This is a genomic window from Curtobacterium sp. YC1, assembly GCF_016267665.1.
Lineage (GTDB): Bacteria > Actinomycetota > Actinomycetes > Actinomycetales > Microbacteriaceae > Curtobacterium.
Window position 1 is genome coordinate 1 of record NZ_CP066341.1, and the last position, 23,315, is coordinate 23,315.

General features: G+C 68.5%; 18 protein-coding genes and 2 tRNA genes. 13 read left to right on the forward strand and 7 right to left on the reverse strand.

Annotated features, from left to right (window positions below; all coding sequences use genetic code 11):
• The 10 genes from dnaA to I8920_RS00050 all read left to right on the forward strand — a co-directional run bounded on the left by dnaA (position 1) and on the right by I8920_RS00050 (position 11,296).
• Positions 1-1,455 (forward strand): chromosomal replication initiator protein DnaA, encoded by a 1,455-nt coding sequence (gene dnaA / locus I8920_RS00005; protein WP_198657181.1) that lies wholly within the window; start codon positions 1-3, stop codon positions 1,453-1,455.
• Positions 1,456-1,862: 407 nt separating this feature from the next.
• Positions 1,863-3,008: a DNA polymerase III subunit beta gene (dnaN, locus tag I8920_RS00010; RefSeq protein WP_198657182.1), complete on the forward strand. Its 1,146-nt coding sequence runs from the start codon at positions 1,863-1,865 to the stop codon at positions 3,006-3,008.
• Positions 3,009-3,079: 71 nt separating this feature from the next.
• Positions 3,080-3,967 (forward strand): phosphogluconate dehydrogenase (NAD(+)-dependent, decarboxylating), encoded by an 888-nt coding sequence (gnd, locus tag I8920_RS00015; protein WP_198657183.1) that lies wholly within the window; start codon positions 3,080-3,082, stop codon positions 3,965-3,967.
• A 31-nt stretch (positions 3,968-3,998) separates the two neighbouring features.
• Positions 3,999-5,216 carry a DNA replication/repair protein RecF gene (gene recF, locus I8920_RS00020; RefSeq protein WP_198657184.1) on the forward strand — a complete coding sequence of 406 codons (1,218 nt, stop codon included), beginning with the start codon at positions 3,999-4,001 and terminating at the stop codon, positions 5,214-5,216.
• Entirely contained in the window at positions 5,216-5,716 is a 501-nt protein-coding gene (locus I8920_RS00025; RefSeq protein ID WP_198657185.1) for a DUF721 domain-containing protein, read from the forward strand. Before recF ends, I8920_RS00025 begins: the two co-directional genes overlap by 1 nt.
• A gap of 133 nt (positions 5,717-5,849) precedes the next feature.
• On the forward strand, positions 5,850-7,868 hold the full coding sequence (gyrB, locus tag I8920_RS00030) for a DNA topoisomerase (ATP-hydrolyzing) subunit B (RefSeq protein ID WP_198657186.1): 2,019 nt from the start codon (positions 5,850-5,852) through the stop codon (positions 7,866-7,868).
• Between the two features lie 112 nt (positions 7,869-7,980).
• Positions 7,981-10,638, forward strand: a complete 2,658-nt coding sequence (gyrA, locus tag I8920_RS00035) for a DNA gyrase subunit A (protein ID WP_198657187.1) — start codon at positions 7,981-7,983, stop codon at positions 10,636-10,638.
• Positions 10,631-11,038 carry a DUF3566 domain-containing protein gene (locus I8920_RS00040; protein ID WP_071258606.1) on the forward strand — a complete coding sequence of 136 codons (408 nt, stop codon included), beginning with the start codon at positions 10,631-10,633 and terminating at the stop codon, positions 11,036-11,038. The genes gyrA and I8920_RS00040 overlap by 8 nt, the downstream gene beginning before the upstream one ends.
• Before the next feature lie 76 nt (positions 11,039-11,114).
• A tRNA-Ile gene (locus I8920_RS00045) sits at positions 11,115-11,191 on the forward strand.
• Between the two features lie 32 nt (positions 11,192-11,223).
• Positions 11,224-11,296: transfer RNA gene (locus tag I8920_RS00050), tRNA-Ala, on the forward strand.
• 401 nt (positions 11,297-11,697) lie between these two features.
• Here I8920_RS00050 and I8920_RS00055 read toward each other — a convergent pair.
• Positions 11,698-12,273 carry a hypothetical protein gene (locus I8920_RS00055; protein ID WP_198657188.1) on the reverse strand — a complete coding sequence of 192 codons (576 nt, stop codon included), beginning with the start codon at positions 12,271-12,273 and terminating at the stop codon, positions 11,698-11,700.
• 115 nt (positions 12,274-12,388) lie between these two features.
• Between I8920_RS00055 and I8920_RS00060 the strand changes: the two genes are divergently transcribed.
• On the forward strand, positions 12,389-12,928 hold the full coding sequence (locus I8920_RS00060) for a peptidylprolyl isomerase (RefSeq protein ID WP_198657189.1): 540 nt from the start codon (positions 12,389-12,391) through the stop codon (positions 12,926-12,928).
• Between the two features lie 7 nt (positions 12,929-12,935).
• A complete protein-coding gene (locus tag I8920_RS00065; protein WP_198657190.1) occupies positions 12,936-13,790 on the forward strand; it encodes a rhomboid family intramembrane serine protease in 855 nt (284 codons plus the stop codon).
• A 364-nt stretch (positions 13,791-14,154) separates the two neighbouring features.
• On the opposite strand, the gene I8920_RS00070 is transcribed toward I8920_RS00065, so the two are convergent.
• Entirely contained in the window at positions 14,155-14,409 is a 255-nt protein-coding gene (locus I8920_RS00070; RefSeq protein WP_198657191.1) for a cell division protein CrgA, read from the reverse strand.
• Positions 14,410-14,490: 81 nt separating this feature from the next.
• Here I8920_RS00070 and I8920_RS00075 point away from each other — a divergent pair, with 81 nt between their 5' ends.
• Entirely contained in the window at positions 14,491-15,135 is a 645-nt protein-coding gene (locus tag I8920_RS00075) for an anthranilate synthase component II (RefSeq protein WP_198657192.1), read from the forward strand.
• 243 nt (positions 15,136-15,378) lie between these two features.
• Here the strand turns inward: I8920_RS00075 and pknB are convergent, their stop codons facing one another.
• The 5 genes from pknB to I8920_RS00100 all read right to left on the reverse strand — a co-directional run bounded on the left by pknB (position 15,379) and on the right by I8920_RS00100 (position 23,313).
• Positions 15,379-17,190 (reverse strand): Stk1 family PASTA domain-containing Ser/Thr kinase, encoded by a 1,812-nt coding sequence (gene pknB, locus I8920_RS00080; RefSeq protein ID WP_269802231.1) that lies wholly within the window; start codon positions 17,188-17,190, stop codon positions 15,379-15,381.
• 126 nt (positions 17,191-17,316) lie between these two features.
• Positions 17,317-19,080: a protein kinase domain-containing protein gene (locus tag I8920_RS00085; protein WP_198657193.1), complete on the reverse strand. Its 1,764-nt coding sequence runs from the start codon at positions 19,078-19,080 to the stop codon at positions 17,317-17,319.
• Positions 19,077-20,531, reverse strand: coding sequence for a peptidoglycan D,D-transpeptidase FtsI family protein (locus tag I8920_RS00090; RefSeq protein WP_198657194.1), 1,455 nt, complete (start codon positions 20,529-20,531; stop codon positions 19,077-19,079). The genes I8920_RS00085 and I8920_RS00090 overlap by 4 nt, the downstream gene beginning before the upstream one ends.
• The gene (locus tag I8920_RS00095; protein WP_198657195.1) at positions 20,528-21,958 is read right to left on the reverse strand and encodes an FtsW/RodA/SpoVE family cell cycle protein; all 1,431 of its coding nucleotides are present in this window, start codon (positions 21,956-21,958) and stop codon (positions 20,528-20,530) included. The genes I8920_RS00090 and I8920_RS00095 overlap by 4 nt, the downstream gene beginning before the upstream one ends.
• A complete protein-coding gene (locus tag I8920_RS00100) occupies positions 21,955-23,313 on the reverse strand; it encodes a Stp1/IreP family PP2C-type Ser/Thr phosphatase (protein ID WP_198657196.1) in 1,359 nt (452 codons plus the stop codon). The genes I8920_RS00095 and I8920_RS00100 overlap by 4 nt, the downstream gene beginning before the upstream one ends.
• Between the last annotated feature and the right edge of the window lie 2 nt (positions 23,314-23,315).

The following is a 23,315-nucleotide window of genomic DNA, read 5'->3' on the forward strand; positions in this document are numbered from 1 at the left end:
ATGACGATGCCGGCCGACCCCGTCGAGGACCTCTGGTCATCCGTACTCGGACTCCTCGCCGAGGACCCCCGCATCACCCCGCAGCTCCACGGGTTCCTCAACCTCGTCGAGCCGAAGGGCGTGCTGGCCGGCACCCTGTACCTCGAGGTGCCGAACGACCTGACCCGGGGGATGCTCGAACAGCGCATCCGCATCCCGATCACCGAGGCCGTCGGACGCATCGGCGACGACTCGGTCGCGAACTTCGCCATCACGGTGAACCCGGACATGGCGTCCGAGCCGCGCGTCGACCCGAACGTGCCCGAGTACGCCGAGCCCGTGCAGGAAGCCGTCGAGCAGAGTGCGGCCCCGCGCCAGTACATCGAGGCGCCGTTCGTCCCGAGCCAGATCGACTCCCCGGGCACCGGCGGTCGCCCGGAGTCGCGGCTGAACCCGAAGTACAACTTCGACAACTTCGTCATCGGCTCGTCGAACCGGTTCGCCCACGCCGCGGCGGTCGCCGTGGCCGAGGCGCCCGCCAAGGCCTACAACCCGCTGTTCATCTACGGCGACTCCGGGTTGGGCAAGACCCACCTGCTCCACGCCATCGGGCACTACGCCGAGAGCCTCTACCCGGGGATCCGCGTCCGGTACGTGTCGAGCGAGGAGTTCACCAACGACTTCATCAACTCGATCGCGAACAACCGGTCGAACCAGTTCCAGCAGCGCTACCGCGACATCGACATCCTGCTCATCGACGACATCCAGTTCCTCCAGGGCAAGGACTCGACGCAGGAGGCCTTCTTCCACACGTTCAACACGTTGCACGACCACAACAAGCAGGTCGTCATCACGTCGGACGTGGCACCGAAGCACCTGACCGGCTTCGAGGACCGCATGCGCTCCCGCTTCGAGTGGGGCCTGATCACCGACGTGCAGGCGCCCGAGCTCGAGACCCGAATCGCGATCCTGCGCAAGAAGGCGCAGTCCGACCACCTGCAGGTGCCCGACGACATCCTCGAGTTCATGGCGTCGAAGGTGTCCAGCAACATCCGCGAACTCGAGGGGACGCTCATCCGCGTGACCGCGTTCGCGAGCCTCAACCGCACCGCCGTCGACATGGCACTCGTGCAGACCGTCCTCAAGGACCTGATCACCCTCGACGAGGACAACGTGGTCGCGCCGACGGACATCATCAACCACACCGCGGAGTACTTCAAGCTCTCCGTCGACGACCTGTACGGGTCCTCCCGCTCGCAGGCCATCGCCACCGCACGACAGATCGCGATGTACCTCTGCCGGGAGCTGACGAGCCTGTCCCTGCCCAAGATCGGGCAGCTGTTCGGCAACCGCGACCACACCACCGTGATGTACGCGAACAAGAAGATCACCGAGCTGATGAAGGAGCGGCGGTCGATCTACAACCAGGTCACCGAGCTCACCAGCCGCATCAAGCAGGACCGCCGCTACCGCTGAGATCGGCACCCATCCGGCCGTGTCCACCATCTGAGACGGTTCCATGGGCCGGAGTTCTCACAGTGTGGAAAGCCTGTGGATAACTGTGGAGGACACGCCGCCCGGTTGTTCACAGCTGAGGGGGCACCTGTGGAATCTGGGGATGGAAGTGGATAGATGAGATTCATTCATCCCGTTGGTGCTCACAGCCCGTCAACAAGTCACAACCGTGTAGTTCCCTACGGCGGAGCGGGATGCACAGGGTTATCCACAGTGTGCACAGGCGTTAACACCATTACTCCTGGTTAACGATCCATCTCCGCGGGACAACCTTGTGGACGGCGGGATGACAAGAAATCCGGCCCTCGTCCGCCTGTGCCAGAATGGGGCGGCCGGACAGTCCAAGCCGATCGACAGGGGTTCCAGCTGTGAAGTTCGAGGTCAACCGGGACGTCTTCTCCGAAGCCGTCTCCTTCGCGGTGAAGCTCCTCCCACAGCGCACGACCCTCCCGATCCTGTCGGGCGTCCTCATCCACGCCGACGGCGATCGCCTGACGTTGTCGTCGTTCGACTACGAGGTCTCGGCGCAGACGTCCATCTCGGCGCAGATCGACGACCCGGGCACGGTCCTGGTCTCGGGCCGCCTGTTGAACGACATCGCGAGCCGGCTGCCGAACGCCCCCGTCACGTTCACCACCGAGGACGCCAAGATCTCGGTGACCTGCGGATCGGCGCACTTCACGCTGCTGTCCATGCCGGTCGAGGAGTACCCGACGCTGCCGGAGATCGGACCGCAGACCGGTGTCATCCCCGGCGACGCCTTCTCCCAAGCCGTCTCGCAGGTGGCCGTCGCCGCCAGTCGCGACGACGTCACCCCGGTCATCACGGGTGTGCAGCTCGAGGTCGGCGACAACGACCTGTCGCTGATCGCCACGGACCGCTACCGCGTCGCCGTCCGCACCATCGCGTGGGACTCCGGCCGCGTCGGCTCGGACCCGCTGCACGCGCTCGTGCCGGCACGCACCCTGCAGGAGGTCGGCCGGACCTTCGGTTCGGCGTCGACCGTCTCGGTGTCGATCAGCGGGAGCTCGGACCGCGAGCTCATCGCGTTCCACGCCGACGACAAGACCGTCACCTCGCTGCTCATCAAGGGCAACTACCCGCCGGTCCGCCGGCTCTTCCCCGAGACCGTCAACGACCACGCGGTGATCAACACCGCGGAGCTCGTCGAAGCGGTCCGACGGGTCTCCCTCGTCCTGGAGCGCGAAGCGGCGCTCCGGTTCTCCTTCACGGTCGACGGGCTCACGCTCGAGGCGATCGGATCCGAACAAGCGCAGGCGTCAGAGTCGATCAGTGCGTTGTTGACCGGCGAGGAAACGGTGGTCTCGTTGAAGCCCGCCTTCCTCCTGGACGGACTGAACGCGGTGCACTCCGAGTTCGTCCGCATCTCCTTCACCAAGACGGAGAACCCCAACAAGCCGGGCCCGGTGCTGATCACCGGCCAGACTTCGCAAGAGGCCGCAGCGACCGACGGTTACCGGTACCTGCTGCAGCCCAACCTGCTGCTGCGATAGGCGCAACAGGCAACCTGCGCTGGCGCACACCACCGGCAGCATCAGCGCGACGACGAACAGAAGAGGAAATCATGCACATCGGTCTTGTCGGCCTCGGTCGCATGGGCAACAACATGCGTGCCCGTCTCCGCAACGCAGGGATCGAGGTCACCGGTTACGACGCGAACCCCGCCGTCTCCGACGTCGCCGACCTCGGCGCCCTGGCAGCAGCCCTGCCCGAGGGCAAGCGTCTCGTCTGGGTGATGGTGCCGCACGGCAAGATCACCGACGACGTCATCACCGACCTGGCCGGCGTGCTGGGCGAGGGTGACCTGGTCATCGACGGCGGCAACTCGAAGTGGCTCGACGACACGAAGCACGCGGAGCAGCTCGGTGCCCGTGGCATCCGCTACATGGACGCCGGCGTCTCGGGCGGTGTCTGGGGCAAGGACAACGGCTACGGCCTGATGGTCGGTGGCGACGCGGCGGACGTCGAGTTCGCCATGCCCGTCTTCGACGCGCTGCGTCCCGAGGGCCCCCGCGAGGAGGGCTTCTCGCACGCCGGCCCGATCGGCGCCGGCCACTACGCCAAGATGGTCCACAACGGCATCGAGTACGCCATCATGCAGGCGTACGGCGAGGGCTACGAGCTCCTCGAGGCCAAGGACATCATCACCGACGTCCCCGCCGTCTTCGCCGGTTGGCAGCGCGGCACCGTCGTGCGCTCCTGGCTGCTCGACCTGATGGTGCTCGCGCTGAACGAGGACCCGAAGCTCGCCGCCATCGAGGGCTACGTCGAGGACTCCGGCGAGGGTCGCTGGACCGTCGAGGAGGCGATCGAGCACGCCGTGCCGATGCCGACGATCTCGGCGTCGATCTTCGCGCGCTTCGTCTCGCGGCAGGGCAGCGCCTCGCCGACGATGAAGGCCGTCGCGGCGCTCCGCAACCAGTTCGGCGGCCACGCCGTCAAGAAGTCCTAGGACCACCCGGGGAGACCCGGACTCGGCCCGCGTGCACGTCGACCACCTCCAACTGACCGACTTCCGGAACTACCGGGAGGCGGACGTCGACCTCGCACGCGGGCCGAACCTGTTCGTCGGCCGCAACGGCCAGGGCAAGACGAACCTGGTCGAGGCGATCGGGTACCTCTCGACCCTCGGCTCGCACCGCGTGCCCACCGACGCAGCCCTCGTCCGCCAGGGCTGCGACGCGGCGATCGTCCGTGCCCGGCTGGCGCACGAGGACCGCAGCATCCTGGCCGAGGTGCAGATCAACCGCACCGGGGCCAACCGCGCACAGGTCAACCGGTCCGGGATCAAGCCCCGCGAGCTCCCGCGGTACTGCACGAGCGTGCTGTTCGCCCCGGAGGACCTGGCACTCGTGCGCGGCGAACCCGCCGGGCGGCGCCGGATGCTCGACGAGCTGCTCGGCCAGATCGCCCCGCGGATGCAGGGCGTCCTCGCCGACTACGACCGCACCCTGCGGCAGCGGAACACCCTGCTCAAGTCCGCCCGTGCGACCGGCGCCAAGGCGAACGCCCTGTCGACGCTCGACGTCTGGGACGACCGGCTCGTCGGACTCGGCGCCGAGATCGTGGCGGCACGCGACCACCTGACCCGTCGGCTCGCTCCGTTCGTCGCGGAGGCCTACGCCACCGTCGCCGGCGAGCAGCACGACGCCTCGATCACCGGCGTGCTGTCGATCCGCGGTGGTGACCCGGAGTCCGCGGCGGCCACCGACCCCGTGCTCGGGACCCCCGACGAGCCGGTCACGGTCGCGTCGGCGGCCGAGGCGTTCGCGGCCGCCCTCGAGCGTCGCCGACGCGACGAACTCGACCGCGGACTCACCCTCGTGGGGCCGCACCGGGACGACGTGCTCTTCCAGCTCAACGGGTTACCTGCCCGCGGGTACGCAAGCCACGGGGAGTCCTGGTCGTTCGCGCTGGCGATCCAGCTCGCGAGCGCGTCGATCCTGCGTGCCGAGTCGAGCCTGGGCGACCCGATCATCATCCTCGACGACGTGTTCGCCGAGCTCGACGAGTCCCGGCGCGAACGGCTGGCGAACGCGGTGGCGGACTACGAGCAGGTCCTCATCACCGCGGCCGTGCACGGTGACGTGCCGGACCGGCTCGCGGCGCACACGGTGCGGATCGAGGCGGGCACCATCGTGACGGACGAGGCGGAGGCGAGCAGCGCCTCCCGTCCGACGCCTGACGGGGAAGCGCCCTGATGCCCCGCCCCCGGAAGCCCACCGAGCCGTCGCAGGTGTACCGCCACCTCCGGGCGGTGTTCGGCGACCCGTCGAAGCGCGGCGTCGACGCGCGCCGTCGCCGCTCGCGCGAGTTCGACGCCGACACCGTGCCGTACGGTCGCGGCCGTGAGCCGAGGGGGCTCGCCGACATCGTCGGTTCGCTCGCCCAGGAGCTCGGGTGGATCGAGCCCCTCGCCCGCTCCGAGCTCTTCGTCGACTGGCCGAGCGTGGTCGGTGAGGAGCTCGCCAAGCACTCCCGGCCGGTCACGATCGACGACGGCGCCCTGGTCATCCGGTGTGACTCGACGGCCTGGGCGACCCAGCTCCGGCTCATGCGCGCGAGCGTCACGACGACCATCGCGGAGCGGCACCCGGAAGCAGGGGTCGAGTCGATCCGGGTTTCGGGCCCGGACGCCCCCACGTGGAAACGCGGTCCCAGGACGGTCCAGGGGCGCGGTCCCCGCGACACCTACGGTTGAGCCGACGAATTCATCCTGCAGTGCCAGAAAAGCCCGTCTGCAGGCCGGATGAGCCCTCGATCGAGGGGGCTCTGCGGTAGACTGGGGAGTGCAGTGCGCGGGTGTTCCGCGCGCAGGCAGGAGCACTCTCGACATGGCATCAGCATCTGACGACGACCGACAGACCCCGCTGAACGAAGAGGCCCCACAGCCGGCGGCCCCGACGAGCGAACCGTCCTACGGCGCCGACCAGATCCAGGTGCTCGAGGGGCTCGAAGCCGTCCGCAAGCGCCCCGGCATGTACATCGGTTCGACCGGCCCGCGCGGCCTCCACCACCTGGTGCAGGAGATCGTCGACAACTCCGTCGACGAGGCCCTCGCCGGGTACTGCGACACCATCGACGTCACCATCCGCGAGGACGGCGGTGTCCGCGTGGTCGACAACGGTCGTGGCATCCCGGTCGACACGCACGCGGCCGAGGGCGTCTCGACGCTGCAGGTCGTGCTCACCGTGCTGCACGCCGGCGGCAAGTTCGGCGGCGGCGGGTACGCGGTGTCCGGCGGTCTGCACGGCGTCGGCTCGTCGGTCGTGAACGCCCTGAGCTCGGAGCTCGACGTCGAGGTGCGCCGACAGGGCCACGTCTGGCGCCAGAGCTACACCGACGGTGTGCCCGTCGCGCCCGTCTCGAAGGACGAGCCCGCCGACGAGACCGGCACCACGATCACGTTCTGGCCGAACGCCGACATCTTCGAGACCGTCGTCTTCGACTACGAGACCCTGCGCACGCGGTTCCAGCAGATGGCATTCCTCAACAAGGGCCTGCGCATCAACCTGCGTGACGAGCGCACCCCGGAAGAAGGGGAAGAAGCGCGCAACGACTCCTTCATGTACGAGCGCGGTCTCGCCGACTACGTCGAGTTCATCAACGCGCAGAAGAAGGCCGACCTGGTCCACCCGGACGTCATCGGCTTCGAGGCCGAGGACCCGGATCGCAAGATCGCGCTCGAGGTCGCGATGCAGTGGAACACCTCGTACCAGGAGAGCGTCCACACCTTCGCGAACACGATCAACACGCACGAGGGCGGCACCCACGAAGAGGGGTTCCGCGCCGCGCTCACGACCCTCGTCAATCGCTACGCGCGCGAGGCGAAGATCATCAAGGAGAAGGACGACAACCTGACGGGTGACGACATCCGTGAAGGGCTGACCGCCGTCATCTCCGTCAAGCTCGGCGAGCCGCAGTTCGAGGGCCAGACGAAGACCAAGCTCGGCAACACCGAGGCGAAGTCGTTCGTGCAGCGCGTGGTCGGCACCGAGCTGACCCACTGGTTCGAGAGCAACCCGACGCAGGCGCGCGACGTCGTGCGCAAGGCGATCCAGGCGTCGCAGGCACGGCTCGCCGCCCGCAAGGCGCGCGAGACCACCCGCCGCAAGGGGCTGCTCGAGTCAGGCGGCATGCCCGGCAAGCTCAAGGACTGCCAGTCGAAGGACCCGACCCTGTCGGAGATCTTCATGGTCGAGGGTGACTCCGCCGGCGGTTCCGCCGTGCAGGGCCGCAACCCGATGACGCAGGCGATCCTGCCCCTGCGCGGCAAGATCCTGAACGTCGAGAAGGCCCGGCTCGACCGCGCCCTGGCGAACCAGGAGATCCAGTCGATGATCACGGCGTTCGGCGCCGGCATCGGCGAGGACTTCGACCCGGACAAGGCCCGGTACCACAAGATCGTGCTGATGGCCGATGCCGACGTCGACGGCCAGCACATCACCACGCTGCTGCTCACGCTGCTGTTCCGCTACATGCGTCCGCTCATCGAGCGCGGGTACGTCTACCTGGCACAGCCGCCGCTGTACCGCCTGAAGTGGTCGAACGCGGCGCACGAGTACGTCTTCAGCGACCGGGAGCGCGACGCCCTGATGCAGTCGGGCATCGCGGCCGGCAAGCGGATCCCGAAGGACAACGGCATCCAGCGCTACAAGGGTCTGGGCGAGATGGACTACAAGGAGCTCTGGGACACCACGATGAACCCGGACACCCGCACGCTCCTGCAGGTCACGCTCGAGGACGCCGCCGCGGTGGACAGCGTCTTCTCGACGCTGATGGGCGAGGACGTCGACGCCCGTCGCCAGTTCATCCAGCAGAACGCCAAGGACGTCCGCTTCCTCGACATCTAGGCCTGGAGGCGCGGTGTGAGCCGCGTCGACCAGTCCTGACCACCTGTGGTCGCGCCCGGCGCGACCAACGGAACCACAGCCTCCAGGCTGTCCAGAAAGGGAACGAAGCCACATGGCTGACGACAACGAGAACGGCGCCGACGAGCAGCCCGAGATCGTCCACGGCGACAGCGGGGACATCGTCGTCTCCGGCGACCGCATCTCGCAGGTCGACCTGCAGCTCGAGATGCAGCGGTCGTACCTCGACTACGCGATGTCGGTCATCGTCGGTCGTGCGCTGCCCGAGGTCCGCGACGGTCTCAAGCCGGTGCACCGCCGTGTGATCTACGCCATGTTCGACGGCGGCTACCGCCCGGACCGCGCGTTCTCCAAGTGCTCCCGAGTCGTCGGTGACGTCATGGGCCAGTTCCACCCGCACGGTGACTCCGCGATCTACGACGCCCTGGTCCGCCTGGTGCAGCCGTGGTCGCTCCGGTACCCGCTCGCGCTCGGCCAGGGCAACTTCGGCTCGCCGGGCAACGACGGCGCCGCCGCCCCGCGGTACACCGAGACGAAGATGGCGCCGCTCGCGCTCGAGATGGTCCGCGACATCGACGAGGACACCGTCGACTTCCAGGACAACTACGACGGCCGCACCCAGGAGCCCGCCATCCTGCCGGCGCGGTTCCCGAACCTGCTCGTCAACGGCTCGGTCGGCATCGCGGTCGGCATGGCGACGAACATCCCGCCGCACAACCTGCGCGAGGTCGCCGAGGGCGCGAAGTGGGCGCTCGAGAACCCGGACGCCACGCAGGAAGAACTCCTCACCGCGCTCATGCAGCGCATCAAGGGCCCGGACTTCCCGACCGGCGCCCAGGTGCTCGGCACGAAGGGCATCCAGGACGCCTACCGCACCGGCCGTGGCTCGATCACGATGCGCGCGGTCGTCAACGTCGAGGAGATCCAGGGCCGCACCTGCCTGGTCGTCACCGAGCTCCCGTACCAGGTGAACCCGGACAACCTGGCGATCAAGATCGCCGAGCTCGTGAAGGACGGCAAGCTCGCCGGCGTCGCGGACATCCGCGACGAGACCTCCGGCCGCACGGGTCAGCGCCTGGTCATCGTGCTCAAGCGCGACGCCGTCGCCAAGGTCGTGCTGAACAACCTGTACAAGCACACGCAGCTGCAGGAGAACTTCGGCGCGAACATGCTCGCGATCGTCGACGGAGTGCCGCGCACGCTGCCCCTGGACGGCTTCATCTCGGCGTGGGTCGCGCACCAGATCGACGTCATCGTCCGGCGCACCCAGTTCCGCCTGCGCGAGGCCGAGAAGCGCGCCCACATCCTGCGCGGCTACCTGGCGGCGCTCGACGCCCTCGACGAGGTCATCGCGCTCATCCGTCGCTCGCCCGACGTGGAAGAGGCCCGGACCGGTCTGATGGACCTGCTGTCCGTCGACGAGATCCAGGCGCGCGCGATCCTCGAGCTGCAGCTCCGTCGTCTGGCCGCCCTCGAGCGTCAGAAGATCCACGACGAGGCCGAGGAGCTCGAGCGGAAGATCGCCGACTTCCAGGACATCCTGGGTTCGGAGAGCCGCCAGCGCTCGATCATCCGCGACGAGCTCACCGAGATCGTCGACCGCTTCGGCGACGACCGCCGCACCGAGATCATGCTCGGCTACGACGGCGACATGTCGATGGAAGACCTGATCCCCGAAGAGGAGATGGTCGTCACCATCACCCGCGGTGGCTACGTCAAGCGCACGCGCAGCGACCAGTACCGGTCGCAGCACCGCGGCGGCCGCGGTGTGCGTGGCGCCCAGCTGCGTGCCGACGACATCGTCGAGCACTTCTTCGTCACGACGACCCACCACTGGCTCCTGTTCCTGACCGACCAGGGCCGGGTGTACCGCGCCAAGGCGTACGAGCTGCAGGAGGCCGGCCGCGATGCCAAGGGCCAGCACGTCGCCAACCTGCTCGCGATGCAGCCCGACGAGCAGATCCAGCAGGTGCTGGACATCCGTGACTACGAGGTCGCGCAGTACCTGGTGCTGGCGACCGAGCACGGTCTGGTCAAGAAGACGGCGCTGACCGAGTACGACACGAACCGGACCGGCGGCATCATCGCGATCAACCTGCGCGACGGCGACAAGCTCCGCCAGGCGCTGCTGGTCGACGAGCACGACGACCTGCTGCTCGTCTCGCGCCAGGGCATGTCGCTCCGCTTCACCGCGACGAACGACACCCTGCGTCCGATGGGTCGATCGACCTCGGGTGTGAAGGGCATGTCCTTCCGCCAGGGCGACTCGTTGCTCGCCGCACGCGTGGTGTCGAACGGCGGCTTCGTCTGGGTCATGACCGAGGGCGGCTACGCCAAGCGCACGTCGGTCGACCAGTACCGGGTGCAGGGCCGTGGCGGCCTGGGCATCAAGGTGGCCAAGTTGGCGGTCGACCGCGGCGACTTGGTCGGTGCGCTCATCGTCGGTGAGGACGACGAGGTGCTCGTCGTGCTGCAATCGGGCAAGGTGGTAAGGTCTGCCGTGGCCGAGGTGCCCGCCAAGGGCCGTGACACGATGGGGGTCGTCTTCGCGAGGTTCGCGGAGAACGACCGGATCATCGCGGTGGCCCGGAACACAGAGCGGAACCTGGTCGACCAGGACGACGCCGAGATCGAGCCCGCGGGCCCGGTGGAGACGGTCAGCCCTGCCGAAGCGGCCCCGGACTCCACTGATCCCATCGAAACCGAGCCCGTCGCAGACGAGGCCGGAGAGGACCAGTCAACCAATGAGTAGTGTCGCCGAGAAGCTCCAGAAGAAGGCGAAGCGACCCGTCGGCACCCGCCAGGTGCGGTTGCGACTGGTCTACCTCGACTTCTGGTCGATGGTGAAGCTGAGCTTCCTCATCGCCCTGGCCGGCAGCATCGTGATCGTGGTCGCCACGGCACTGGTGTGGGTCATCCTGAACCAGACGGGGGTGTTCACCCAGGTCGACGCCCTGCTCAAGGACGTGACCGGTCAGAACAGTTACTCGATCATGGACCAGTTCTCGCTGGGCCAGGTGCTCGGGTTCTCCATCGTCGTGGGCATCCTCAACGTGGTCGTCGGCACCGTGCTCGGCGCGATCGTGAGCGTCCTCTACAACCTCAGTGTGCGGATCACGGGCGGCCTGCTCGTGGGCTTCACGAACAACTGACACACCCGGGCCGGGTGGGCCGATCCGTTCGATTTCGTTCTGCGAGATCCGTGCGGTAGGCTTTCATCCGGTCTGAGGGGCTATAGCTCAGGCGGTTAGAGCGCTTCGCTGATAACGAAGAGGTCCAAGGTTCAAGTCCTTGTAGCCCCACCACTTCCCAACGGGACCAGTACGCTGGTCCTCTCGGGGCCTTAGCTCAGTTGGTAGAGCGCCTGCTTTGCAAGCAGGATGTCGGGAGTTCGATTCTCCCAGGCTCCACTCCACTCGGGTCGACTTTGCTCGGCTCGTTCCTCGCCTCACCGATTCGTTCCGTCGTGCTTGTCTGCGCCTTCGGCGCGCCGCTCCGCGATGGGCGGCTCCGCCACTCGCCCTCAGCTGTCTTCTCCTCGAGTGGTCACGACATGCCGTGTGCGTGGTGCCGGGCCGGCATCAACCGTCGTGTGTGCACTGTCTGGGCGACAGGTTGCGACCTCTCGCCGGCCTCCCCGGGGCGCGGTGCGCAACCGCGTGGCGGACGGGAGGCGCGGTGGCGGGCCGGCGTGCGCCTCCAGGCAGGTGGGTGGGTGCGTTCGGAGCACGCGGCGGTCTCGCGCACGGCACGGTCCGGGAACGACGAAGGGCCCCGGCGACAGCCGGGGCCCTTCGTACGAACCGGGAGGTCAGGCGGCGGGCTTCTCCGCCGTGTCAGCGTCATCGGCGACCCACAGGTCGTCGTCGGCGCGGAGCGTCTGGTACGCGGCGTAGGCAGCACCCGCGACGGCGACGACGCCGACGATGATGAGGGCGACTCCGCCGAAGCCGAGGCCCTTCTTCTGCTGCGACGGCACGTACTTCGCCGCCGCCTTCTTCGCGACCTTGCTCTTCTTCTTCGCGTTCTTCACGATCTTCTTGACCCGGGGGTCCTTCGCCAGGTCGCCCACGCTCAGCACGGAACCAGCGGTCGAGACGAGTCCGGGGACCACCTCGGACTGGAAGCGGTGCGAAGCGCCCTGAGCGGCAGAGGTGGCGGCGTGCACACCCGTGGCGATCGCGGGACGGATCCCGTTGTCGATCGCGTTCTGCACCCGGGGTGCGATGTCCTTGCGAGCTGCGTCGGCGGCGTTCGACCGGGCCTCGGCCAGGATCGCGTTCGCGTGCTCGAGGACCTTGCGCTGCTCGCCGAGGAGCGAGGCGGTCTGGCCCTTGAGCTTCTTGATCTGCTTCCGACGCTTTCGCGGGATCTCGATCGTCGTCATCTGGTACCTCCATCGGATCGGCGTTCCCCCATCCTGCCACCACAGTGCCTGACAGGTCACGGAACCGCTGCTGTGTGATCCGTGCACGGTCAGGAGTACATGCGAGAATCGGAACATGTCTCTGCACACTGCCGTCGCAACGATCCACACCAACAAGGGCGACATCCGCGTCAACCTGTTCGGCAACCACGCGCCGAAGACCGTCAAGAACTTCGTCGACCTCGCCACCGGGCAGCAGGAATGGACCCACCCCGGCACCGGCAAGGTCTCGACCGACAAGCTGTACGACGGCGTGATCTTCCACCGCATCATCAAGGACTTCATGATCCAGGGCGGCGACCCGCTCGGCCAGGGCATCGGTGGCCCGGGCTACCGCTTCGACGACGAGATCTCGCCGGAGCTCACCTTCCAGAACCCCTACATCTTCGCGATGGCCAACGCCGGCATCCAGGGCGGCAAGGGCACCAACGGCTCGCAGTTCTTCATCACCACCGTGGCAACGCCGTGGCTGCAGGGCAAGCACACCATCTTCGGTGAGGTCGCGGACGACGAGTCGCGCGCCGTTGTCGACGCGATCGAGGGTGTCGCCACGGACGGCCGTGACAAGCCCCTCGAGGACGTCGTCATCCAGAGCATCGACGTCGAAGGCGTCTGACCCGCACGTGACCGACCAGGCGTACAACCCGAACAACTCCTGCTACCGGCATCCGGACCGGCAGAGCTTCGTGCTCTGCCAGCGCTGTGGGCGGACGATCTGCCCGGAGTGCCAGACGCCGGCGGCGGTCGGGGTGCACTGCCCGGAGTGCGTGCGTGAACAGCGCGCCCAGTTCGCAGCGAACCGCCGAGCGTCCGGAGCCCCGAACGGGTTCACGGTCGCTCGGCGGCGCTTCGCGATGCTCGACCAGAAGGCGACGGTCGTCATCGTGGCGATCACGGTGGCCGTCTGGCTGCTCGACCAGGTGAGCGGCAGGTTGTTCTCGAGCCTGCTCGCCTTCAACTCGCTGCTGCTGCCCACGCAGCCGTGGCGCGCGGTCACCGTACTGTTCGTGCACTCGAGCTTCCTGCACCTCCTGTTCAACATGTGGGCGCTGTGGATATTCGGGCGGATGCTCGAGAACATGCTCGGGGCCTGGCGGTTCCTGGCGCTCTACTTCGTGACCGGGATCTTCGGGAGCATGCTCGTCACGTTCCTCGCCCCGGGCACGTCGGTGGTCGGTGCGTCCGGGGCCATCTTCGGGCTGTTCGCGGCGTTCTTCGTCCTGCAGCGCAGTCTGGGGCAGAACGCGGTGCAGCTCCTCGTGATCATCGGCCTGAACCTGGTGATCGGCTTCCTGCCCGGGACGAACATCTCGTGGCAGGCGCACATCGGTGGGCTCATCGGCGGGTTCCTGATGGGCTTCGTGTTCGCGCAGACCCGCAACATCCGGCAGCGCCCGCTGCAGATCACGTTGATCGCGGCGACCGCCATCGTCGGCCTGGGGCTCACAGCCGTGGGGTACGCCTCGACGATCGGCTGAGCGCGCCTGGTTCCGTCCCCGAACGCCCCGTCGCTCCTGCGGCGGGGTTTCGTCGTTCTCCCGCACCAGCGGACGCCCATCCACACGTTTCCACAGCACCGGCGCGAGTTTTCCACAGCTGTGGAAACAGCGGTGAGTTACACGGGTGTGATTATCCCCACTGTGGACTGACATGTGGATAACTCGGGGCGCGAGGTGTGGATGACGCTGTGGAACATGTGGAGAAGTGTGGAGAACGAGCGGATCCTCCACGATCCAGCCTCGGGTCGGCAGTCACGCTGTGGAGAACGAGGACGGGAACGACGACGCCCGCCGCACCTCACGGTGCGACGGGCGTTCGACGTGTCTGGGCCGGGATCCCGGGTCAGCGCCACCGGGTGGTCATCAGGAAGCCGATGAACATGATGCCGAAGCCGATCGCGATGTTCCACGAGCCGAGGGTCGGCACGGGCAGCGTCGCGTTCGAGATGTAGAAGACGATGATCCACGCCAGACCGAGCAGCATGAAGCCGAACATGACCGGCTTGAACCACACCGCGTTCGGGGCGTCCCCGGCGGTGTCCACCGAGTCGGCTCGGGTCGTCCGGGCGGGCTTGGTGCGGTCCTTGTCCTTGGCCATGGCCGGTATCCTACCGTGACCGAGTGTGTGGAGCGGCCTGCAGACCGCCGCACACATCCCCCACGAGTACGGTGGACCGCCATGACCAGGATCCTCGTCGTCGACAACTACGACAGCTTCGTCTACACGCTGAACGGGTACGTGCAGCAGCTCGGAGCCGAGACCGACGTCGTGCGGAACGACGCCTTCCCGGAGTCCGAGATCGCAGACCGCATCGCCGAGTACGACGGCGTCCTGCTCTCGCCCGGGCCGGGGACGCCCGCCGCCGCCGGGGTCTCGATCCCCACGGTGCACGCAGCCATCGACGCCGAGGTGCCGCTGCTCGGCGTCTGCCTCGGACACCAGGCCATCGCCGAGGCGCTCGGAGCGACGGTGACGCACGCCGAAGAGCTCATGCACGGCAAGACGTCACAGGTCGACCACGACGACAGTCCGCTGTTCGCCGGTGTCCCGCACCCCTTCACCGCGACGCGCTACCACTCGCTGGCGATCGTCGACGGCACCGTGCCCGACGAACTCAGCGTCACGGCACGGACCGGCGGCGGCGTGATCATGGGTGTGCAGCACCGCGACCACCCGGTGTTCGGCGTGCAGTTCCACCCGGAGTCGGTGCTGACCGAGGGCGGGTACCGCATGGTCGGCAACTGGCTCGAGACCACGGGACTCGGCGGCGCCGCCGACCGGGCTGCCGGCCTCGGCCCGCTCATCGCCTCCCGCCGCGCCTGAGGGTCGCTCGGGCGGCAGACGCCGTCGTGTCACCGAGACGCCGCCGAACACGGCGGCGTCTCGTGCGTTCGGGGGCGTCCTGCGGAGACGCCGGCGTCGTGCTTCCCGGTCACTGACCAGCGGAGGACGTGAGCGGCGGTGCCTGCAGGCACCGCGCGGCAGCCGGACGACCCGGCGGCCTGAGTCACGGACTGGAGGCGCGTGCCGCCTCCGTCAGGACGGTCGCCTCATGGGACGGCCGGCTCAGCGACCGTCGTCGTCGCCCTGGTCTCCGCCGCGGTCGTCGTTGCCGCCGCCGCCCTTACCGGAGTTCGGTGACTTGGGCGGCTCGTTCGTGCCGGCGCAGTAGGTCAGGGTGACCGTACTGCCCTGGGCGACGTCGCCGGCGGGGGTGTCCTGCTGCTGCACGAGGTCGCCGGTGCAGGACTGCGTGGGCGCACCGTTCACGGTCAGGCCCAGCTGCTCGAGCGTGGCCTTGGCCGTGCCGAACGGCTGCTGCGTCACGTTGGTCAGCTGCACCTTGCCGTTCGACACCGTGAGGTCGATGACCAGGCCCTTCGAGTGCATCGAAGCGGCGGCGGGATCGGAGCTGATGACCGTGCCCTCGGGGACGTCCGCCGAGTAGTCGCTCGTGATCGCGCCGACGCGGAAGCCGGCTGCGTCGAGGGCCTGTTGCGCGGCGGACTGCGACTGTCCGCCCACGTCGGGCACCGCGACCCGCTCCGGACCGATCGACACGACGACGTCGACGTCCTGGTTGCGGCCGACGTTCACGCCGGAACCGGGGTCGGTGCGGATGACCGTGCCCTTGTCGACGTCGTCGGAGTTCTCCTCGACCCGGACGGCCCGCAGGTCCTTCTTCTCGAGCGCGCTGGCCGCGGCGTCGAAGGTGGCGCCGGTGACGTTCGGCACGCTGACCGACGATGTGACCGGCGGCTTGCCGGGGCCGAGGTTCGCGACGAAGAACACCACCGCGACGATGACGGCGACCGTGAGCAGGATGCCGACCCAGATCCAGGCCACCGGGGGCCGGTTCTGCGTGCGCTGCGGGCGGTGCTCGGCGGTGTCGTCGTCGAGCTCGCGGAACGCCGACGACGCGTTCGTCGTGGTGCGCGGGTCGACGCCGAACAGCACCGTGGAGGCGTCGTTCGCGGCGTTCTGCTGCAGCTTCTTGGTGGACGACGGCACGCGTCCCGCCGCGGCCTGCTGCAGGTCGGAGCGGAACTCGGCGGCGTTCTGGAACCGACGGGTGCGGTCCTTCACCAGGGCGTGCAGGGTGACGGCATCGAGCGCGGGAGAGACGTCGGGCGAGATCGTCGACGGTGCGACGGGCTGCTCGCTGACGTGCTGGTACGCGACCGCGACCGGGGTGTCACCGAGGAACGGTGCACGACCGGTGAGGAGCTCGAACAGGACGACACCGGTGGAGTAGATGTCGGTGCGGGCGTCGACGGTCTCGCCGCGGGCCTGCTCCGGCGAGAAGTACGACGCGGTCCCGAGGATCGACGTGGTCTGCGCGACGGTGGCCGACGTGTCGGTGATGGCCCGGGCGATGCCGAAGTCCATGACCTTGACCTGCCCGCTGTGCGTCACCATGACGTTCGCGGGCTTGATGTCGCGGTGCACGACGCCGGCACGGTGCGAGTACTCGAGCGCGGTGAGGATGCCCTCGGTGATGCGCACGGCCTCGTCCGGAGCGACGGCTCCTTCGGCGATGATGTCGGAGAGCGGACGGCCCTCGACGTACTCCATCACGATGAAGGGCACCTGCACCTCGGCGCCGGACTGCTCCCGCACCGTCTCTTCGCCGGCGTCGTAGACGCGGACCACGGTGGGGTGCGCCATGCGGGCGGCCGCCTGGGCCTCCTGCCGGAAGCGTGTGCGGAAGGCAGGATCGTTGGCGAGACTCGGCTTCAGGAGCTTCACCGCGACCTTGCGGCCGAGGCGGGTGTCGTTGCCGAGGTGCACGGTCGCCATGCCGCCCCGACCGATGACGTCACCGATCTCGTAGCGATTTGCGAGGAGGGTGATCCCCGCGGTCACACCTTCTGGCACGTACTCCTCCGTCTGTTCGTCCGGCTAGTGTACGGCAGCACCACCTGGCCGGACGCTGGTGACGGAGGGCTCGACCGAACCGTTACCGAACAGTGTCGACAGCCCCCGTCCGGGGGTCGGCACCGCTCAGTCCATCGGGCCGGCCTGGCTCGGGTTCGTGCCCTCGCTGGGGTCGATCCCCTCGCCCGGGTCCTCGGTCTCCGGGGCCGTCCAGGTCGCGGTCGCCGCGTCCGAGCCGGGCGACTTGGCGAGGTCGCTGCCGCTCGCCCCGCACGTCACGGAGTACTTGAAGGTGATCGGCTCGTCCACGGCGTCGGCCTGGATGTTGACCGCCGTCGACGAGATCGTGCCCGAGGTGGCACCGGACGAGTCCTTGCCGCCGGTCGCGATCCACGAGTAGGTCGAGACGCTGTAGCCCGTGGGGCAGGTGGCCTCGCCCCAGCTGAAGGTGACGGAGCCGGTGTCGGAGACGTCGCCGGCCTCGGGGGCGGCGGGCTTCGACACGGTCGGCGGCGTCGTCCACTGCCGGATGGTCACCGTGCTGCCCGGAGCCAGGCTGCCGGTCGGGTCGAGCGACTGCACCGTGTTCGGGTTGTTCGTGCCCGTCGCGGCGTCACCGTCGACGACGTTCACCACGAGCCCGAGCTGGCCGAGTTCCCCCTGCACCTCGGACGTCGGGCGGCCGAGGTAGTCGGACGAGTCGATCTCCACACGGGTGGGCGTGGGCGTCGCGCTCGGGGTGACCTCCGTCGGGGTCGGCCGGGGGGTCGAGCGCGTCGGGGTCGGGTCGGGGTCCGGCGAACCGCCGTTGAGCGCCAGGACGCCGACGACGGCCGCGATCGCGAGCAGGACGACGATGCCGACGACCCACCAGATCCAGGCGCGCTTCTTCTTCGGCTCCTCGGACTCGTCGGTGACGGGCGACCGCGGGGTGCCGGGTCCGCCGACCATCGCGCCGGCCTGGGTGCCGATGAGCGCGGTGGCGGCGTCGTTGCCCTGGCCCTGCGGCGGGTTGAACGCCACGGTGCCGTTCTGCCCGATCGCCGGCACCGCGACGGTGGCCGCCGCGACGTCGCCGCGGCGGAGCGCCTGTGCCGCACGGGCCAGGTTGGCCGCGGTGGCGGGGCGGTCGGCGGGCTTCTTCGCGATGCAGGAGAGCACGAGCGCGGCGACGGGCTCGGGGATGTCCCCCGGCAGCGCCGGCGGCTGCTCGTTGATGTGCGCCATCGCGATCGCGACCTGCGACTCGCCCGTGAAGGGACGGCGTCCGGCCAGGGCCTCGTACGCGACGATGCCGAGCGAGTAGATGTCGGTCGACGGCGATGCCGGGTGACCGCTGGCCTGCTCGGGCGACAGGTACTGCACGGTGCCCATGACCTGGCCGGTCGCGGTGAGCGGGACCTGGTCGGCGATGCGGGCGATGCCGAAGTCGGTGATCTTGACGCGGCCGTCGGGCGTGATGAGCAGGTTGCCGGGCTTGATGTCGCGGTGCACCAGGCCGACCGCGTGTGCGGCCTGCAGGGCGTTCGCGGTCTGCGCGACGATGTCGAGCACCTTGTCGACCGGGAGCGTGTGCTCGCGCTCGATCATGGTCGACAGGGCCTCGCCGGGGACGAGCTCCATCACGAGGTAGGCGCTGCCGTCCTCCTCGCCGTAGTCGAAGACGTTCGCGATGCCCTCGTGGTTGACGAGGGCGGCGTGACGGGCCTCGGCGCGGAAGCGCTCGAGGAACCCGGGGTCGCCGAGGTACTCGTCCTTGAGGATCTTGAGCGCGACGGTGCGGCCGATGACCAGGTCGGTCGCCTGCCACACCTCACCCATGCCGCCGATCGCGACCCGGGAGGAGAGCTGGTACCGCCCACCGAAGGTGAGTCCGCTGGTGGGTCTCATTTGTTCAGCACCGCCTCCATGACTTTCTTCGCGACCGGAGCCGCGACCGTGTTGCCGACCCCGGACTGCCCGAGTCCGCCGCCGTCGCCGACGACGACCGCCACGGCGACCTCCGGGTTCTTGGCGGGCGCGAACCCGGTGAACCAGAGTGTGTAGGGATCGCCCGTGCCGCCTTCGGCCGTGCCGGTCTTCCCGGCGACGTCGACACCGTCGATCTTCGCATTGGTGCCGGTCCCCGCGTTGACGACGCTCTGCATCGCTTCGGTGAGGTCGGCGGACTCCGAGGACGACAGCGGATCACTGTACTGCCTCGGTGCGAACGACTCGACGGTCTTCAGGTCGCTCGTGGTGATCGAGTCGACGAGCGACGGCTGCATGACCTTGCCGCCGTTCGCGATGCCGGACGCGACCATGGCCATCTGCAGCGGGGACACGCGGACGCTCGCCTGACCGAACGCGCTGAGCATGAGCTGCGCGGTGGAGTCGACGTCCGGGTACTGGCTGGCCGTCGCGGTCATCGGGACCTCGATCGCGTCGCCGAAGCCGTACTTGTCGGCCATGTCCTTGATCGCGTCGTAGCCGAGCTTCTGGCCGAGTTCGGCGAAGGGGATGTTGCACGAGTACTGGATGGCCGTGCGGAGCTTGACCTTGTCGCCGCCGCCGCACGTGCCGCCCTCGGCGTTGTTGATGTAGCTCTCGGTGCCCGGCAGCTGCAGCCGCGACGGGTTCGGGAACGTCGAGTCGAGGTTGTACTTGCCGTCCTCGAGCGCCGCGGACGCCACGATGAGCTTGAACACCGATCCCGGCGTGTACAGGTCACCGCCGATCGCGCGGTTCTGCAGCGGGGAGGGCGAGGCGCCGAGCAGTGCGTCGTACTGGCGCTTGACCTCGTCGGTGTCGTGCGAGGTGAGCGTGTTCGGGTCGTAGCTCGGCTTCGACACCATCGCGAGGATCTTGCCGGTCTTCGGCTGGATCGCGACGACGGAGCCACTGTTCGAGCCGAGCGCGTCGTACGCGGCCTGCTGCACGGTCGGGTCGATGGTCAGGTTGACGTTGTCGCCCTGCACGTCCTGCCCGGTGAGGATCGAGTTGAGGTTCTGGAAGAACGAGGCGTCGGAGTTGCCCGACAGCACGGTGTTCTCGGCGCTCTCGATGCCGGTGTTGCCCTGGCCGATCGTGAAGTACCCGGTGACCGCCGAGTAGAGCTCGCCGTTCGTGTACTTGCGCTGGTACTGGTACTGGTCGTCGACCGGGGTGGACTCGGCGATGGGGCTACCGTCGACCAGGATCGCGCCGCGCTTCGTCGAGTAACTGTCCAGGATGGTTCGCGAGTTGCGCGAGTCGGCACGGAGCGAGTCCGCCGAGAAGAACTGGATCGAGGTCGTCGACACGAAGAGCGCCACGAACATGAGCACGATGACGGTCGAGACACCGCGGAGCTGTCGGTTCATCGGCGTCGCTCCTTCTTGGTCCGCCCGCTCGCGGCGGGGATCGCGCCCTGCTGGACGCGCTGTTCGGCGGGGATGGAGTCGGTCAGGCGCAGCAGCATGGCGGCGATGATCCAGTTGGCGATCAGCGACGAGCCACCTGCGGCCATGAAGGGTGTGGTCAGGCCGGTCACCGGGATGATCCGGGTGATGCCGCCGACGACGACGAACAACTGCAGGGCGATGATGAAGCCGAAGCCCACGCCGAGCAGCTTGCCGAAGTCGTCCTGGGCCATGAAGGCCACGCGGAGCCCGCGCGAGGCGAACACGATGAACAGGGCGAGGATCGCGAAGACGCCGATCAGCCCGAGCTCCTCGCCGAGCGACGCGATGATGTAGTCGGCGTTGGCGACCGGCGTGATGTACGGTCGGCCCTGCCCGAGCCCGGTGCCGGTGATCCCGCCGTTCGCGAAGCCGAACAGCCCCTGCACGAGCTGGTAGCTGCCCTGCGTCTGGCGGTCGAAGATCTCCTGGTTGAACGGGTCGAGCCACTGCTCGAAGCGGCCGCGCACGTACTCCAGGATGCTCTGCGCGACGAGGGCGCCGCCGATGAACAGCGTCAGGCCGATCGCCACCCAGCTGAGTCGGGCGGTCGCGACGTAGATCATCACGAGGAACAGGCCGAAGTACAGCAGTGCGGTGCCGAGGTCGCGCTGGAACACGAGGACGGCCATCGCCGCGCCCCACATCACCAGGATCGGACCGAGGTCACGCGCACGCGGGAACGTCATCCCCAGGAACTTCTTGCCGACGATCGACAGCGAGTCGCGTGCGGTGACGAGGTACCCGGCGAAGAAGAGCGCCATCGTGATCTTGGCGAGCTCGCCCGGCTGGAACGAGAACGGACCGATGCGGATCCAGACTCGGGCCCCACCGACGTTGTTGCCGATGACGGGCAGCATCGGCAGGAGCAGCAGGACGATCGTCAGCGCCATGAAGATGTAGCGGTAGCGCTGCAGGAAGCGGTGGTTGCGCACCGCGACCAGGGTGATGATCGCGAGGACCATCGCGAGCATCGTCCAGACGATCTGCTTGACCCCGATGGCGTTCCAGCCGGTCAGGCCGTTGTGGACGTCGATGCGGTAGATCTCGGCGATGCCGATGCCGTTCAGGACGAGCGCGATCGGCAGGATGAACGGGTCGGCGTTCTTCGCCACGACCCGCAGCACCACGTGCATCACGAGCGCGAGCCCGAGGATGCCGCCGCCGACCCAGAGCACGGACTGGTCGAACAGCCGCCCCTTGGTGCCGAGCTGCACGAGCACCATCGCGCCGGCGCAGATGCCGCACGCGATGACGAGCAGGAAGAGCTCGAGGTTGCGGGCGCGCGCCGGCTCGCGGAGCTTGATCGTGATCGCCTGGGTGAACGACTGGGCCGTGGCGCTGCTCATCGCGCGCTCCGCGTCGGGGTCGGCGACGGTGACGAGGACCGGGTCGGCTCGGGCGTGGACGTCGGACCGGAGTCGCCGTCGCCGCCGGTGCCGGCCTGGTCCTGCCCGGTCTCGGCGGCCTTGCGCAGGCGGTCGACGATCTCGCGTGCGTCGGTCAGCGACTGCGCGTTGATCGTCGAGCGGACGTTCTCGCGGGTGTAGTCCGGCAGCGACGACACCGTGATGTCGGTGTCCTCGTACACGTCGGACAGCGCGATCGGCCCGATGGACTGCTGCACGCCCTTGTAGATCGCGACGGTGCCGCGGTCGGTGCCGACGTAGTAGTGGTCCTGCGTGATCCGCCAGCCGACGAACACGGCACCGACGAGCACGGCGACGGCGGCGACGAGCGCGACCGTCCAGGACACCCGGCGCCGGATGCGACGTCGGCGGTCCTCCGCGATGAGCTCGGCGAAGAACTGGTCGGACTCGGGCTCGAAGTGCGAGTCCTCCGGGGCCGAGGTGACCTTGAGCGGGTGCAGCAGGATCGTGGGCAGGCGGATCGGCTTGCGGCCGGTCGACGCCTCGAAGGTCAGGGGTGCTGCTGCCGACCCGACCGTGGTGGCCGCGTCGTCGTCGTCCTCGGGCTCGGTGTCGGTGACGTCCATGACGACGACCGTCACGTTGTCGGGGGCGCCGTGGTCGAGCGTCTCCTTCACCAGGCGCTGCGTGACCTGGTTGGCGTCCATCGTCGACGCCAGGGCGTGCCGGATGCGCTCCTCGGCCAGGTACGACGACAGCCCGTCGGAGCACAGCAGCCAGCGGTCGCCCGGCTGGATGTCCATGATCGCGGTGTCGACCTCGGGAGCGGCGTCGACGTCGCCGAGCACCCGCATGAGCACCGAGCGACGCGGGTGCACCGCGGCTTCCTCCGGCGTGATGCGGCCGCTGTCGACCAGGCGCTGCACGAACGTGTGGTCCGACGTGATCTGCTGCAGCTCACCGTCGCGGTGCCGGTAGATGCGCGAGTCGCCGATGTGCGCGATCGCGATCTGCTCGCCGACCCGGATCATCGCGGACACCGTGGTGCCCATCCCGGTGAGCTCCTGGTGCTCGAAGACCGTCTCGGTGATGAGCTGGTTGGCCGCGATGAGCGCCGACTGCAGGGCGAACTCGGCGTCGTGCGCCGAGGGGAACTCGCGGTCGACCTCGCGGATGCGACGGATCGCGATGGCCGAGGCGACGTCACCGCCGGCGTGCCCGCCCATGCCGTCCGCCACCGCGAACAGGTGTGCCCCGGCGTAGCCGGAGTCCTGGTTGTTCGCGCGGATGCGCCCCACGTGGGACACAGCGGCGCTCAGCGTGCGAGCGGTCATGC